The organism is Polynucleobacter campilacus, from assembly GCF_002206625.1.
GTDB lineage: Bacteria > Pseudomonadota > Gammaproteobacteria > Burkholderiales > Burkholderiaceae > Polynucleobacter > Polynucleobacter campilacus.
Genome location: NZ_NGUP01000007.1, coordinates 21,180 through 35,686 on the forward strand (window position 1 = coordinate 21,180; position 14,507 = coordinate 35,686).

Below are 14,507 nucleotides of genomic sequence, written 5' to 3' on the forward strand. Positions count from 1 at the left end.
TCACTCCTTCGCTTCGTTATTAAAATAATCTCCAATGCCATAGCCAACAGCGCTCAAAAGGCATCCCATGATAGCGCAGCTGCCCAATACGCGAATACCTGAAGAAAGACCAAAAGAAAACAGATCTGCAGAGATGAAGTCCCACAGACTCAAGGTAATTAATATAAAACTAATTGAGCTAATGAAGAAGCCAAAAATAATGAGCGTCTTTTCGGCAAACTGGGAGATAGTAGTCATTTAAGCAGCAGATTCTACAGGCTTTGTTGGCCATATGAAGTTGGTCATTGCGGCGATGGTAATCAAGAGCAGAATGATTTCTAGTAGATAGACACCACAGTAACCCGTTGCTGGATTATTGAGGTCGGCGCCGAAATAATTTCTGGAGGCCATACCAGCCAAAATATCCCGAAATATTCCTCCGACACCAATGGCAATGCCTGCAGCAGTCGCTTGTACTGCTCCCCATGCACCTAAGGCTAAACCACTTTGATTTTCTGGGGCGTATTTCATGGTGGCAGTTAAAGTCCCATGACTAAATAGCCCATTACCAAATCCAATTAACACGACGCCCACAATAAAAATAAGTGTGCTGTTCAAAGGTGCCGCAATGATGACTAGCATGAATGCCGGAATACCAATTTTGGCACCATTGCTAGCCATCTTAAAGGGGTCGTAACCAGCACTTAATACTTTGGACGCAATGCTAAAGCCAAATAAACAACCAATGGCTAAAGTAGCCGTTAATACCGTGGTGGCGCTTACGCTCATGTTTAATAATTCACCGCCATAGGGTTCTAGCAAAACATCATTCATGCTAAAGGCCATGGTGCCAAAACCGACTGCAACTAAGCGGCGAATTGCTTGGCCACCTGCTTTAAAAGTTTCCCAAGATTGTTTAAAGTTTTGTTCTCTGGCTACTAATGCTCGCGCGCGGGCTTCTTCACGACTTTCCTGCTTCCAAAGTGCAATGGCATTTAAAACGAGCGTGACTACAGCGCAACCTTGAATCACTTGTATTAAGCGACCTGGACTGTACTCTTCTAATAACTGGCCAAAAATGAGGGCGCTACCAATCATGCCGATTAATAGCATCACATACATCAGGCCAACAATATTCGCTTGGGATTTAGGCGGCGCAAGATCACAAGCCAAGGCAAGACCAACTGTTTGTGTCGTGTGAATACCAGCACCCACAAATAAAAATGCCAGTGCTGCAGCTGCTAATCCAATCCATGCTGGCGCTTCACTGGCATTGCCTGCACCAGCTAAGACGAGTAAAGCAAAAGGCATGATGGCAAGCCCGCCAAACTGAACCATGGTTCCCATCCAAATATACGGAACACGACGCCAGCCTAAAGCAGATTTATGAGTATCTGAGCGAAAGCCAATCAAAGCTCTAATGGGAGCAAAAATAATCGGCAAAGAAACCATGATCGATACCAGTGATGCGGGTACTTGTAGCTCAACAATCATCACTCGATTTAAGGTGCCCACTAGTAGCACTAGGGCCATGCCAACCGATACTTGAAATAAGGATAGTCTGAGTAATCTACCGAGGGGTAATTCAGCAGAAGCAGCGTCTGCAAAAGGCAAGAAGCGAGGGCCTAAATTAGCCCAAGTACTGATTATTTTTTGACCAAAACGATTCATGTAAAGCTTAGTTTAAGTGATACATGCGTAAACCAAAAAACATAAGACCTAGATGTTTAGATCTAGGTCTTATATGGGAAAGATAAAACTTATTTTTTTGCTGCTGGTGCCGCGGGTGCCATTGAGGTAGCGGCAGACTTTGTAGATTGACCACCCTCTAAAAAGGCTTTCACCCAAGTTGTATTGTTTAGTAATGCTAAATGCACTGAAAAAGAACCAACTGCTACAGCGCCCAAAAACAGGGGAATGCCAACTGTTGGTCTAACCACTGTCCACATTTTTCCGTAGATCATCTCAATCTCCTTTAATTATTTCAACCAAGGTGAATAGATATAGGCAAGTAAGTGGGCGAGTGCTGCAATCATCCCAAAAAATTGCGTACCTTGAATGAGGTTGCGATGTAACTCTTCCGCTTCCTCAACACTCAGACCTGTAAGAGTGTCATTTGTCATAGCTTTTTTCCTCTCAAATCTAACTGCGTCGTGCTAACCCACACGAGGGTACTGAATTAACCTTCTAACCACAGGGTTAATTTAGTACGAATGTGTAAATAAATCTATACACTTTTCTTAGGAATTTCCCTTATACGTCAAGATGTTGCGTTGCAAAATAACTCATCCGTAACAGTCATTACTTGAGATGCTTTAGGCTATATGGCATATAGAATGAACTCTATCTAATGTCTATTTTGGATATCAATTGAGTAAAACTAGCCAGCGCTTTAGCACCATCAAACTGCTCTTTGAGATAGCCTGCGCTGCAGGTGGCTTTGGTATGGGGCTACTATTTGCCAAGCAGTTGGATTTAGGCGTCGTTCCTGGGGTGTTTATGGGTCTGATGGGGGCGATCTTCACCTTTATCCTTGCCCAGGGCATGACAGCCTTCATTTTTCGTATACTGAGGCGAGATTAATCAGAGGCTCCGCCTCTTCAGTCCTAAGGATAGGTAATGAATAAGCAAGTTGAATCGACCCCAGTAGATCCCAAAGTTAAAAGAACCATGCTGTGGCTCAAATTTGCCATTGTGGTGTTCCCAATAGCCTTAGTTGGTCAGGTCTGGATTCTGTATCAGGATTACTCATTGACCAATCTATTCTTCGTGCTGATCACGGCCTTTGCCCTGTATTCCACGATCAATTCGTATAAAAAATTTAAAGCCTACGAGGCTGCGGCTAAGAATCAGTAATCAGCGAGCATGTGGGTTTTCCCTAGGTAGGGAGGCTTAAATAGGTGTCAATCTTGATTGACAGATTGCCAATCAAGAGGAAGAATCATTCTCATGATTTTTCTAGATCCACACAAAGCTATTTTTAATAGCCCATAGCATGCAACTACTCAATCTTGGTGTGAATCATCACACGGCTCCAATTGATATTCGAGAGAGCGTTGCTATTTCTCCAGCAGATTTACAGGACTCCTTATTAGATCTTCGTAATTATTTAAAAGGCAGCCATTCTGAATTAATGCCAGAGGTTGCGATTTTATCTACGTGTAACCGTATGGAGATTTATTGTGCTGCCAATGATGTTTCTAATCCTGCACATCATCTAGAAGAGCGTGCTTTTGATTGGCTGACCTCTCAAAAGCGTTTGCAGGGCGATGCATTAAAGCCATATATCTATTCCGCGAAAGAGACGGATGCGGTCAAGCATGTGTTTAGAGTCAGCTGTGGAATGGACTCAATGGTATTGGGTGAGACTCAAATACTGGGTCAAATGAAAAAAGCGGTTGAATTCGCTGACCAAGCTGGCACATTAGGAACATACCTCAAGCCTTTATTCAATAAAACTTTTTCAGTTGCAAAAGCGGTCCGAGCAACAACAGATATTGGTACGCATTCAGTCTCCATGGCAGGGGCCTCAGTACGTTTAGCTGAAAGAATCTTTGGCGATCTTAAAGACTCCAAAATTTTGTTCATTGGTGCAGGTGAAATGATTCAATTGTGCGCCTCTCACTTTGCTGGTCGAAAGCCAAAACAGATTGCAATCAGTAATCGTACGGTTGATCGTGGCGATGAGATGGCAAAAGTATTTGCCGAAAAGGGTCTGCAAACAGATTCCTTTCCTTTGCAATCCTTGCCAACGCGCTTGCATGATTTTGACGTGATCGTTTCCTGTACAGCAAGTTCATTGCCCATCATTGGTATGGGCATGATTAAAACTGCCCTGAAGGCCAGAAATAGCAGACCGATTGTGTTGATTGATTTGGCCGTACCGCGGGATATAGAGCCAGAGGTTCGATCTCTGAAAGATGCTTATCTTTATTCCGTCGATGATTTGGGAAGTGTTGTGAATGAGGGTCGTAATATTCGTGAACTTTCGATGGCTGACGCTGAAACTATTATTGATAAAGGCGTGGGTGAATTTTTCCAGACACTGCAAAAAAGAACGCTAGTGCCAATTATTCAATCGCTCCAAAATACCGCAGAGCGACTCAAAGAAATTGAATTAGAAAAAGCGGTGCGGCGCATTAAGCGGGGAGAAGATCCGGTTAAGGTCCTATCGATCATGGCTGAAGCCCTGGCTAATAAATTTATGCATGCACCGATCAATGCCTTGCAAAAATCACCCAATAACGAGATTGAAGATTTCAAGCGAATTCTATCTAGTATTTATTCTCCAAAATAAATTCGGCGTTAACTATGCTCCAGGCAACTAAAGTACTTCACACCATTAACTCCTCACAGGATTTAAAACAGCTTGAGCAATCTGAGCTTGCCCAACTATCGGATGAATTGCGTGAATTCATTTTGCAGTCTGTTGCTAGCACTGGTGGTCACTTATCATCCAATCTAGGTACTGTTGAGCTCTCAATTGCGCTGCATTATGTTTTTGATACGCCAGAAGATCGGATTGTCTGGGATGTAGGACATCAAAGTTACGCCCATAAAATTTTGACAGGGCGCAGAGAAATGATGCCAAGCTTGCGTCAGTTTGGTGGCTTATCTGGATTTCCAAAGCGCGCAGAAAGCCAATACGACGCTTTTGGTACAGCCCATTCCTCTACTAGTATTTCAGCCGCTCTTGGGATGGCAGTAGCTAGCAAGGTGAAGGGCGAAAAGCGCAATGTCATCGCAGTCATTGGCGATGGCTCTATGAGCGCTGGTATGGCCTATGAAGGTTTAAATAATGCAGGGGTTGATAAATCCATTCCCTTAATCGTGATTTTGAACGATAACGAAATGTCGATTTCTCCTGCGGTTGGAGCTCTGAATCGATATCTAGCTAAGCTGATTAGCGGTTCACTCTATGGAGCTACTAAAAAAGGTTTGGATAAGATGCTTTCTTACACCCCTCCCTTAAGAGAGTTTGCGAAGAGACTGGAAGGTCATGCAAAAGGGATGATTGGTCCAGCTACTATTTTCGAAGAATTTGGTTTTGACTACTATGGCCCAATCGATGGTCATAATCTTGAGGATCTCATTATTACTCTTGAGAACCTGAAAAAGATTGCTCAGACTGATGGCCCACAATTTTTGCATATCGTTACAAAAAAAGGCAAAGGCTATGAGAGGGCAGAGTTAAATCCCATTTCTTATCATGGGCCTGGAAAATTTAATCCTAGCGAAGGCCTGAAACCTTCTGCACCAGGTAAAAAAACCTATACCGAAGTCTTTGGCGAATGGCTTTGCGATATGGCCAAAGCAGATCAACGTCTTATTGGTATTACGCCAGCAATGCGTGAGGGCTCTGGCCTAGTTCAGTTTGAAGCTCAGTACCCCGATCGTTACTTTGATGTAGGTATCGCAGAGCAACATGCAGTGACTTTTGCGGCGGGTATTGCTTGTGAGGGTCTCAAGCCAGTAGTAGCGATCTACTCCACTTTTTTACAAAGGGGCTACGATCAACTCATACACGATGTGACCTTGCAGAATTTACCGATTGTCTTCGCTATCGACCGAGCTGGTATGGTTGGTGCAGATGGGCCAACCCATGCAGGTGTATTTGATGTTGCCTTTCTGAGATGCTTGCCGAATGTCGTCTTAATGACGCCATCGAATCAAGAAGACTGCAGAAATATGCTCACGACGGCTTTTAGTTTGAATGGTCCTGCTGTGGTGCGCTACCCCCGCGGTTCTGGAGTAGGCCCAGAGGCATCTCAAAAACTAGAGACCATCCCAGTTGGCAAAGGCGTGATTGTTCGCAAAGTAAAAAATGCACAAGCCCAAGGTAAAAAGATTGCGTTTGTTTGTTTTGGTCCATTGGTCTATAACGCACTAGAGGTCGCAGAGGAGCTTGATGCTACTGTTGCTGATATGCGCTTTGTAAAACCATTAGATGAGCAATTGCTATTAGATCTTGCCAATACTCATGATGCTTTGGTCTTTATTGAAGACAGCGCAACTCAAGGAGGGGCGGGTAGTGCCTGCCTGGAAGCGCTATCAACGCACAAGATTCAGATACCGACTCTGCAGATTGGTTTGCCTGATGAGTATGTAGAGCATGGTGATATCAATGTGCTCTTAGATTTATATGGACTGTCTCCCAAGAAAATCCTAGCCAAAGTGCGGGATCATTTTCAGATATAGGCACCTCATTTATGTTTAAGAAAGAAAAAAATCAGACGCAACTACTGTCAAAAGAGGCAAAGTGGCAATATATCGGTAAACCAGTTCTGATCATCTTTGGCACTCTGAACATATTCATTCTCATTTTTTTCTTTATCTACTATTACATTTAAACGCTCAATTTTCAGAACCCTATACGGCACCGCTACCTTTGAAGGAAATTGATGTTGAATAAAAAAATGGCCATGCCATTAGCCTGGGGTTTAACAGTAGCGATTCTGGGTGGCTTGGCAACGGATTTGGGACCTTGGTATCAAGCCCTAAAAGAACCTTTTTGGAAACCGCCTGACGCAGCATTTGGCCCAATCTGGTCCATCATTTTTATTTTGTCTGGTATGGCTTGGGTGGCCGTAAAGCACTTGGCCTCTAATGCCGCATTTCTTCGTCGTCTAACATTTTTATTTTGGCTTAATGCTTTTCTGAACTTGCTATGGAGTATTTTGTATTTCCGCTTTCAAAGGCCAGACTGGTCTTTGTACGAGGCAGTGCTTTTATGGCTTTCAGTTCTCGCAATCTTTTTGACAATACGCAAAGTTTCTACTAAATATAGTCTTTACATCCTGCCATATCTCATCTGGGTCAGTATTGCGATTGTCTTGAATTGGGATACTGTGCGACTCAATGGGCCCTTCGGATAAAAGGCTCACACGCCCTTAATACTGCTTCCAAATGGCAAAGATAGCGGCAATCAAAATAAGCCCATACAAGCAGGCATAAATTTTGAAATCTTTCAGAATGACTGCAGGGGCTAATTTTTTATATTTCCAGAGGTAGTAGTGAAAAACGATTGGTGAAATCAAAATCACACCAAATTCAACTATCAGCTCGAGCATGACACCTGTCATTTATTGGATGAATTTATTCTTAGAAAATACCAATACGGCTACGCTGACTATGCCTATGAAAAACAAAAGAAGTGCTCCCGTTTTGACAAAAACGATGAATCCCAAGAGTGCAAGACCAAATGCAATTAATCCTAATTTATCTCTAGACATTTATTTCCCTTGATTTAAACAAGCCCTCTGCTAAATAGGGGGTCATCTGTATAAAACTATACCAATGTTTGACTCTGTATTGGGGGGTGGATGAGCCAAACCCCCGGCACTGGCAGAAATTGGGTTTGGCTGCTTCGTTCCCGACCTGACCAGGTTATCCAACCCACCATGCGGGGAGGCCCATCCACTTCCATTTTAGCTTGTTAGAATGTAAGACATGACAGCATTGGCATTAGCCCGTTCGTGGCGCCCTAAAACATTCTCTGAGCTAGTAGGACAGGACCATGTGGTTAAGGCTTTAACCCATGCCTTGGATCAGGGTCGCCTGCATCATGCCTGGCTCTTTACAGGTACTCGTGGGGTAGGTAAGACCACCATTGCACGCATTATGGCCAAAGCCCTCAATTGCACAGGTGCAGATGGTTCAGGCAAGATGACTTCAGAGCCTTGCGGAAAATGCCCAGCCTGCATGGAAATTGATGCTGGTCGTTTTGTTGACTATATAGAGATGGATGCAGCAAGTAATCGCGGGGTTGACGATATTGCTGCTCTATTAGAGAAAGCAGCCTACGCACCAAGCAATGCTCGTTACAAGGTCTACATGATTGACGAGGTGCATATGCTCACCAATCATGCCTTTAATGCCATGCTCAAAACTCTGGAAGAACCTCCAGAACACGTCAAATTTATTCTAGCCACTACTGACCCACAAAAGATCCCCGTCACGATTTTGTCTCGTTGCTTGCAGTTCAACCTCAAGCAAATGCCTGTACCTCTGATCGTTGAGCATTTAGAAAAAGTGCTTGCAGCAGAAAAGGTGGCTTACGAAGTCAACGCATTGCGTGTCTTGGCTAAAGCAGCTCAAGGTTCCATGCGTGATGCTCTGTCATTAACTGATCAAGCGATTGCTTATGCGGCAGGCAAAGTGACTGAAGAATCGATACGCAACATGCTTGGCACATTAGACGATGCTTATCTCATTCGTATTTTAGATTGCTTAATTGCAAAAGACGGCGCCAGCCTGTTAGCAGTTGCAAACGAAATGGGTGAGCGCAGCATGTCTTTCTCATTAGCATTGCAAGATCTCTCTAGTCTGCTACAAAAGATTGCAGCAGCCCAAGTGGTTCCAGAGTCCGTACTAGAGGATTGGCCAGAGGCAAGTGAGATTCGTCGCTTAGCTACCCAACTCACCAAAGAAGAGGCGCAACTCTTCTACCAAATCACCATTACTAGCCGTCCCGATCTATCACTTGCACCGGATGAGCAAACTGGCTTTGCCATGACGCTCTTGCGGATGTTGGCATTTCGTCCAGGGAGCAGTGGGGGTAGTGGGGGGGCAAGCTCCAGCGCCATCAGCCCCACCAGTCGCTGGTGCGCCACGCCCAGCTCCAGCAGCAAAAACAGTAGTGCCCACAGCAGCAGCTGTAGCAACACCAATGGCAACAAAGCCAATTACTGCAGCATCTCCTATAGGTGATGCTGCAAATCCTCCAGACTGGCATAGCTTAATGCGCCAATTGCCCGTGAAGGGCATGGTTCAACAGTTAGCATTTCAGACCGAGCTACAGAACTGGAAAGATTCTGCAGCAGGTGTAAAAGCAACGATCGTGACACCAATGCCACAGCTAGCTTCAGAAGCTTCTGTTGCAAGATTGGCCGATGCACTGACGGCTCACTTTGGTAAGAGTGTCAAGATCGTGATTGAAAAAGGTGAAGTAGAGGGCAAGACTGTTGCTAAGGTTGATGCCCAGATTCATCAAGAGAAAAGAATGAATGCCGAGCAAATGATTGCGGCCGATCCTTTTATTCAGCAATTAGAAAAAGAGTTTGGCGCCAAAGTGGTTGGTGGCTCTGTGAAACCCCATTAATTTAAATTCACTAATAAATAAGCATTAAGGAAAAGAAGCGATGATGAAAGGTGGACTTGCTGGCCTCATGAAACAGGCCCAGCAGATGCAAGAGAAGATGAAGCTAGCGCAAGAGCAGTTGGCTGCGCTAGAGGTCACTGGCCAAGCAGCTGGTGGCCTAGTTAAAGTTACCATCTCTGGCAAATACGAACTCAAGCGTGTGCAAATTGATCCAGGTGCAATGGACGACCGTGAAATGTTGGAGGACTTGGTTGTAACTGCTTACACAGAAGCATTCAAACAAGTAGAAGCAGCCAGCGCACAAATGATGTCTGGTGCTACCGCTGGAATGCCAATGCCTCCAGGCTTTAAGCTTCCTTTCTAAATCATCATTCATGGCACGCATAGAAGCACCTGCTGATGCACTTGGTCGTTTGATCGAGGCATTGCGTGTGCTCCCCGGAGTGGGCCCCAAGTCTGCTCAGCGGATGGCATTCTATCTTTTGCAGCATGATCGCAATGGTGCTGCAGTACTTGCTCAGTCCCTGGGTGAGGCAGTGCAAACGGTGGGGCACTGCGCTCGTTGTAATACTTTTTCTGAAACTCAAATCTGCATCACTTGTGGAGATGAGCGCCGCGATCCATCCTTGTTATGCATCGTAGAAACACCCGCTGATCAAGTGATGGTAGAGCAGACCTTAAGTTTCAAAGGCAATTACTTTGTATTGATGGGCCGTCTTTCGCCACTCGATGGCATGGGCCCCAATGAAATTCATTTTGATCGCTTACTGGCTCGTATTGAGAATCCAGATACTAACGTGCCCATTCGGGAAGTAGTGCTAGCGACAAACTTCACTAGTGAAGGTGAGGCTACTGCCCATTACATCGGCGAAGTACTCAAAGCCAAAGGCATTAAAGTCACACGCATTGCTAGAGGTATTCCAGTAGGCGGGGAGTTAGAGTACGTTGATGCAGGCACGTTAGCTAGAGCCTTGATGGATCGCCGCTAGTCCACACAAGTTCGAAGCTTTAAGCTCTCTCTGCCCCATTTCCTCCACTTATAGGGGAACTACTTAATTACCTGCTGGAATAGATAGGATAGAGTGAACCCATTATAAGAAAGTAGTTCAATCAGGGAGATGGATCATGGGTAAATTTCAATCAAGCAAAATTTTGGTAGCTGGCCTAATGAGTGCTGGCTTAATATTGACTTCCAATATTACCCAGGCACAAGTAGGTTTTCCGCCACCACCTCCTAAAGTGAGTCCTGCAGCTGGCGTGATTGATATGCATGTGCATCCCGATCCAGATGTCTTTGGCCGATCCTTAACGGATTATGAATTAGCCACTATTGCTCGTCGTAAAGGGATGCGCGGTATTGTGATTAAGAATCATGTGGTCACAACGAATGCTCGAGCTGCATTAGTAATGCAACAGGTTCCTGGCATTGAAGTATGGGGAGGAATTGTTCTTAACAAGTCTGTAGGTGGTGTAAATCCTGCAGCTGTAGAGTGGATGCATCGTATGTCTGGCGGTCGCGGAAAAGTAGTTTGGTTGCCGACTTTTGATTCGGATATGCATGTCAAGACTTTGGTAGATAAAAATCAATCAGGAATTGTGGTTGCGCCAAATGGCCAAGTCACACCAGAGTTGGAGCAGGTGCTAAAGATCATTGCTCGCGAAGATTTGATCCTAGCTACCGGCCATATTTCTGCGGATGAAGTAGTTACGGTCGTCAAGCGCGCAAAAGAATTGGGCGTGAAGAATATTTTGATCACGCATGGATTGACTAACATACCAGGCTTATCTTTCGAGCAAGCCAAGCAAGTTACTGCAATGGGCGCATATATTGAAATTTGCTATTTACAATTTATGACTGGTCCTTCAGCGCAGTACAAATGGATGACCCATTGGGAAAAAGTGGATGCAACCGTGGTTGCTAAAGCTGTTAAGGAAATTGGCGCAGACCATTTAGTGCTTTCAACCGATTTAGGTCAACAAGGCATGATGACTCCACCAGATGGTGTTGAGAATCAAATCGCAGCAGTTAAGGCGGCAGGTGTATCGCAAGCTGATATCGATAAGATGATGAAAAAGAACCCAGCCAAATTGTTGGGTCTAAAAGACTAAGGCGCATTTCTTCCCCGAATCATTGCGTTTTTGTCATGTCTACGACATAAAGACTAGGTAAATTCCCCCTTTTTGGGGATAATTTGGGCCTGCACCACCCTTGGGCTTCAATCTCAAGCTGTGTTTGCCTAGTTTTTCCTATCGGCATGTTGCTATTGCATTGCACTGGCATCCCAATTAGAAATTGTGAATGACCCGCAAGTTTTATACCCTCTTCCTGTTAAGCATTGTTTGCACTTTTCTGGGCGCTTCTGCAGTTGCGCAGAAGGCAGGGTCTGGCTCCGATCAAATTGCTAGCTTTGCATCACCAATTCAAGATTTACCAACAGAGGGTGAGTTCTTGGGTTTACCGGTGAACATACACGGTCAGACCACATACATTAACCAGCGCTATAACAATTTCACATCAAGCTACTCAGGCAAGAATAGTCTAGCTGCTCAGAACTCGATGAGTTATACCTGGTCAGGAACATTATTTTTTGGTGCTCGTGTTGCGCCAAATACGGATGTGTATTTCAATCCAGAAGTGGTTTCTGGTGTGCCATTTTCAGGCTTGGTTGGCTTGGGCGGCTTTACCAATGGCGAGGCAACAAAAGCCGGTGGCTTAAACGCTAAATTTTACTCTGCCAGAGCATTTATGCGACACACGATTAATCAAGAGGGCGATAAAGTTGTTCTTGAGAATGAGGCTAATCAAATTACGCAAACGGTGAGTAGTAATCGCGTCGTGGTGACTGCTGGCCAGTTTTCTACTTTAGATATTTTCGATGACAGCCGTTATGCAAAAGACCCCCGCGTCCAGTTCATGAACTGGGGCAATATGACTTATCTAGCTTATGACTACGCTGCCGACGCACGTGGCTACAGCACTGGATTAGCAGGCGAGTGGTACCTCGACCATTGGGTATTGAGAGCTTCTCGTATGCTGGCCCCAAAGAACCCCAATGGCCGTGATCTCAATTGGCAAATTTTTAATACTTATGGCGATCAATTTGAGGTTGAGCGCCAACATCATATCGGCAAACTTCCTGGCAAGGTGAGCGTGCTTGCTTATCGCAACAAAATGATCTTGGCGAGATTTAGTGATGCAACTAATTATGTGCTCACCAATAATGCACAAGGCACACAAGCAATTAATAATGTCCGTACTAATTATCAATACAAAACAGGTGTGGGTGTTCATGGGGAGCAGGCCTTAACTGATGACCTCGGTATCTATGCTCGTGCATTTACCTCCGATGGTCGCACTGAAACCATGTCTTTCACAGAGGCAGATAACTCAGTCTCTGTTGGTATGGGCATGAATGGCACAAGTTGGGCGCGTCCACACGACAGCATTGGCATTTCAATGATGCAAAACGGCCTATCCAGTTATCGCCGCTCATACTTACAAGCTGGAGGGGTGTCTTACTTTATTGGTGACTATGCTGGCCCTGGCCAGACAATTTCTTATCGTCCTGAACGGGTAGGCGAGGTGTATTACAACGCTAACGTTGTTAAGAATGTCCTGGCGGGCTTGAACTTTCAGCACATCAATAATCCCGCTTACAACGCAGCCCGTGGCCCAGTAAACATCATCTCTTTTAGGATTCATGCTGAGTTTTAAAGGCTCTAGTGGTCTAGTTTTTCATTATTATCTTTAGAATCAATAAGATAGAGATTGTCAATAATTAGACTTTTGGCTTTTGTCACCTATAATCGATAAAACCCCCTGAAATGGGTATTTGTAAGATCTCAATCTGCTTCAGGGGCTATAAAAACAGCATTTTATTGATTTAGAGGGCAGCTGAATTTGTTGATTCACGGCAAACGTAAATGGGGCGTAGTCAGTCTCCTCAAAAGCATTGCACCATATGCAATGGCTACTATTGCTATTTCGGCGTTTGCACAAGGATCTGGTAGCAGCACTCCTGCAAGTGTCACAGTGCAATCAGGCAACTCTTCCTTAGCATCGCCACCATCGATTGGTGCGCAGCTGAGCTCTCAAGACCAAAGCCCAAAAGCAGCTGAATTATTTGCTCCTGTCACTAAGGCAAATACTCCCAAGATCTACGTCAAAAGTGCGCCATCAGGCCCAACAGAGATGGATTTGCGCCAGCTTTGGAATGAGCTCAAGACCAATAACCCGCAATTATCTTCATTGCGTGAGTCCTATCTCTCAGCCAAGGCAACCGTTCCACAAATTGCAGCACCCGCAAATCCTCAAGTAGGTTTAGTGTGGTCTGGCATGCCAGTGAATTCACCATTTGCCTTAGGCAGTGCCAACACGCCATCAGCAGCCAACCCTAATGGCATTAGTAGTAATAACTCGATTTCTGTAGCGCAACCGTTTCAGTTCCCTGGCAAGAAAAGCTTGGCTGCAGACATTGCTGATACCAATGCAGAAGCGCTCTTAGCCAGTTCTGAATCCACCTATTTACAATTAGGTGCGCAGCTCTCAACCCTGTATTACGGTGCACTGGCTGCTCAGAAGCAGTTGCAGGTTTTAAAAGAGACAGTCGTACGCTTAGAGATGGTGAAGAATGTTGCTAAAGCACGTTACTCCAATAATGCTGCAGCTTATGTTGAGTTTCTGAATGCGCAAGTCGCACAAAGCGCTGCCCAAGCCGACCAATTCAATGTCGAGCGTCAACTCCAAGTCGCACTCAACAACATCAACACTTTGGTGGGCCGTCACTCTCGCGAAAAATTAGTATTGCGTGGAGATGTGCGCCGTGCAATGAGTGCTGTACCAACCTTGCTTGAGTTAGAGGATTACGCAGAGTCCAGCCATCCCGCTTTAAAGAGTTCAGTTTTGCAATTAGATGCTGCACGTAAGGGCGTAACTCTTGCTAAAAAAGCATACCTACCGGATTTTCAGGTTATTGGTTCTTCTTACACGCCGCGCGGACCGTTTTCATCAAACAATGGCACGATGTTTTATCAGTTTGAGTTGGATCTCATTATTCCGCTGTATTTCTTTACCAAGGAAAAGTACGGGGTAGAGCAGGCACAACGCAATCAAGCTGCTGCTGAAGCCGGCAATATTTCAAATCGCCAGCAAATTGTATTGGCAGTAAATACCGCTTATGCCAATTATGAGCAAGCCAAGACCCAAGCCCAGTTTCTGAGGGATCGCCAAGTCCCACAAGCTGATGCCGCCTATAAGGTGGGTCTGACCCAGTACTCAAATAATGGCCAAGGGTTTAATGATTTATTGACTGCGCAAACTCAATTGCGTAACTTAGAGATTGCTTTGGCACAAGCAGAGAGTAATCTATTGCAAGCGCAAGCAGTATTAATGGTTTCTGCAGGCAAAGAGCCTTTTTAAGGAGTAGTT

Annotated in this window: 15 protein-coding genes, 1 other RNA gene and 1 pseudogene; 11 read left to right on the top strand and 6 right to left on the bottom strand. The window is 45.0% G+C overall.

Annotated features, from left to right (window positions below; genetic code table 11):
* The 4 genes from CBI31_RS09970 to pufB form a co-directional block, all read right to left on the bottom strand.
* Positions 1-237, bottom strand: a complete 237-nt coding sequence (locus CBI31_RS09970; RefSeq protein ID WP_088526255.1) for a hypothetical protein — start codon at positions 235-237, stop codon at positions 1-3.
* On the bottom strand, positions 238-1,650 hold the full coding sequence (locus CBI31_RS09975) for a PucC family protein (RefSeq protein ID WP_088526256.1): 1,413 nt from the start codon (positions 1,648-1,650) through the stop codon (positions 238-240).
* 89 nt (positions 1,651-1,739) lie between these two features.
* A complete protein-coding gene (locus CBI31_RS09980; protein WP_088526257.1) occupies positions 1,740-1,943 on the bottom strand; it encodes a light-harvesting protein in 204 nt (67 codons plus the stop codon).
* Positions 1,944-1,958: 15 nt separating this feature from the next.
* Positions 1,959-2,102, bottom strand: coding sequence for a light-harvesting antenna LH1, beta subunit (pufB, locus tag CBI31_RS09985; RefSeq protein ID WP_088526258.1), 144 nt, complete (start codon positions 2,100-2,102; stop codon positions 1,959-1,961).
* Between the two features lie 247 nt (positions 2,103-2,349).
* Between pufB and CBI31_RS09990 the strand changes: the two genes are divergently transcribed.
* The 5 genes from CBI31_RS09990 to CBI31_RS10010 all read left to right on the top strand — a co-directional run bounded on the left by CBI31_RS09990 (position 2,350) and on the right by CBI31_RS10010 (position 6,854).
* Entirely contained in the window at positions 2,350-2,562 is a 213-nt protein-coding gene (locus tag CBI31_RS09990) for a hypothetical protein (protein ID WP_088526259.1), read from the top strand.
* Positions 2,563-2,598: 36 nt separating this feature from the next.
* Positions 2,599-2,835, top strand: coding sequence for a hypothetical protein (locus CBI31_RS09995; protein ID WP_088526260.1), 237 nt, complete (start codon positions 2,599-2,601; stop codon positions 2,833-2,835).
* 139 nt (positions 2,836-2,974) lie between these two features.
* Entirely contained in the window at positions 2,975-4,276 is a 1,302-nt protein-coding gene (gene hemA, locus CBI31_RS10000) for a glutamyl-tRNA reductase (protein WP_088526261.1), read from the top strand.
* 14 nt (positions 4,277-4,290) lie between these two features.
* Positions 4,291-6,177 carry a 1-deoxy-D-xylulose-5-phosphate synthase gene (dxs, locus tag CBI31_RS10005; protein WP_088526262.1) on the top strand — a complete coding sequence of 629 codons (1,887 nt, stop codon included), beginning with the start codon at positions 4,291-4,293 and terminating at the stop codon, positions 6,175-6,177.
* Positions 6,178-6,380: 203 nt separating this feature from the next.
* Entirely contained in the window at positions 6,381-6,854 is a 474-nt protein-coding gene (locus tag CBI31_RS10010; protein ID WP_088526263.1) for a TspO/MBR family protein, read from the top strand.
* Between the two features lie 15 nt (positions 6,855-6,869).
* Here the strand turns inward: CBI31_RS10010 and CBI31_RS10015 are convergent, their stop codons facing one another.
* Both CBI31_RS10015 and ffs read right to left on the bottom strand, forming a co-directional pair.
* Complete coding sequence (locus tag CBI31_RS10015; RefSeq protein ID WP_133062497.1) at positions 6,870-7,049, bottom strand: hypothetical protein; 180 nt, start codon at positions 7,047-7,049, stop codon at positions 6,870-6,872.
* Positions 7,050-7,297: 248 nt separating this feature from the next.
* Positions 7,298-7,396, bottom strand: an RNA gene (ffs, locus tag CBI31_RS10020) — signal recognition particle sRNA small type.
* 32 nt (positions 7,397-7,428) lie between these two features.
* Here ffs and dnaX point away from each other — a divergent pair.
* The 6 genes and pseudogenes from dnaX to CBI31_RS10050 all read left to right on the top strand — a co-directional run bounded on the left by dnaX (position 7,429) and on the right by CBI31_RS10050 (position 14,498).
* A pseudogene (dnaX, locus tag CBI31_RS10025) lies at positions 7,429-9,079 on the top strand (DNA polymerase III subunit gamma/tau).
* Between the two features lie 40 nt (positions 9,080-9,119).
* Positions 9,120-9,443: a YbaB/EbfC family nucleoid-associated protein gene (locus CBI31_RS10030; RefSeq protein WP_088526265.1), complete on the top strand. Its 324-nt coding sequence runs from the start codon at positions 9,120-9,122 to the stop codon at positions 9,441-9,443.
* A 10-nt stretch (positions 9,444-9,453) separates the two neighbouring features.
* The gene (recR, locus tag CBI31_RS10035; RefSeq protein WP_088526266.1) at positions 9,454-10,068 is read left to right on the top strand and encodes a recombination mediator RecR; all 615 of its coding nucleotides are present in this window, start codon (positions 9,454-9,456) and stop codon (positions 10,066-10,068) included.
* 136 nt (positions 10,069-10,204) lie between these two features.
* Entirely contained in the window at positions 10,205-11,188 is a 984-nt protein-coding gene (locus CBI31_RS10040) for a DUF6282 family protein (RefSeq protein ID WP_088526267.1), read from the top strand.
* Between the two features lie 190 nt (positions 11,189-11,378).
* On the top strand, positions 11,379-12,794 hold the full coding sequence (locus CBI31_RS10045; protein ID WP_088526268.1) for a carbohydrate porin: 1,416 nt from the start codon (positions 11,379-11,381) through the stop codon (positions 12,792-12,794).
* A 186-nt stretch (positions 12,795-12,980) separates the two neighbouring features.
* Complete coding sequence (locus tag CBI31_RS10050) at positions 12,981-14,498, top strand: TolC family protein (RefSeq protein WP_088526269.1); 1,518 nt, start codon at positions 12,981-12,983, stop codon at positions 14,496-14,498.
* The last annotated feature ends 9 nt before the right edge of the window (positions 14,499-14,507 follow it).

Bases quoted from the DNA above. Each gene is read 5' to 3' on its own strand.
- hemA (WP_088526261.1), top strand. From the start codon at position 2,975: ATGCAACTACTCAATCTTGGTGTGAATCATCACACGGCTCCAATTGAT.
- CBI31_RS09975 (WP_088526256.1), bottom strand. From the start codon at position 1,650: ATGAATCGTTTTGGTCAAAAAATAATCAGTACTTGGGCTAATTTAGGC.
- CBI31_RS10030 (WP_088526265.1), top strand. From the start codon at position 9,120: ATGATGAAAGGTGGACTTGCTGGCCTCATGAAACAGGCCCAGCAGATG.
- CBI31_RS10015 (WP_133062497.1), bottom strand. From the start codon at position 7,049: ATGCTCGAGCTGATAGTTGAATTTGGTGTGATTTTGATTTCACCAATC.
- CBI31_RS10045 (WP_088526268.1), top strand. From the start codon at position 11,379: ATGACCCGCAAGTTTTATACCCTCTTCCTGTTAAGCATTGTTTGCACT.
- CBI31_RS10010 (WP_088526263.1), top strand. From the start codon at position 6,381: ATGTTGAATAAAAAAATGGCCATGCCATTAGCCTGGGGTTTAACAGTA.
- recR (WP_088526266.1), top strand. From the start codon at position 9,454: ATGGCACGCATAGAAGCACCTGCTGATGCACTTGGTCGTTTGATCGAG.
- CBI31_RS09970 (WP_088526255.1), bottom strand. From the start codon at position 237: ATGACTACTATCTCCCAGTTTGCCGAAAAGACGCTCATTATTTTTGGC.
- dxs (WP_088526262.1), top strand. From the start codon at position 4,291: ATGCTCCAGGCAACTAAAGTACTTCACACCATTAACTCCTCACAGGAT.
- CBI31_RS09980 (WP_088526257.1), bottom strand. From the start codon at position 1,943: ATGATCTACGGAAAAATGTGGACAGTGGTTAGACCAACAGTTGGCATT.
- pufB (WP_088526258.1), bottom strand. From the start codon at position 2,102: ATGACAAATGACACTCTTACAGGTCTGAGTGTTGAGGAAGCGGAAGAG.
- CBI31_RS09995 (WP_088526260.1), top strand. From the start codon at position 2,599: ATGAATAAGCAAGTTGAATCGACCCCAGTAGATCCCAAAGTTAAAAGA.
- CBI31_RS10040 (WP_088526267.1), top strand. From the start codon at position 10,205: ATGGGTAAATTTCAATCAAGCAAAATTTTGGTAGCTGGCCTAATGAGT.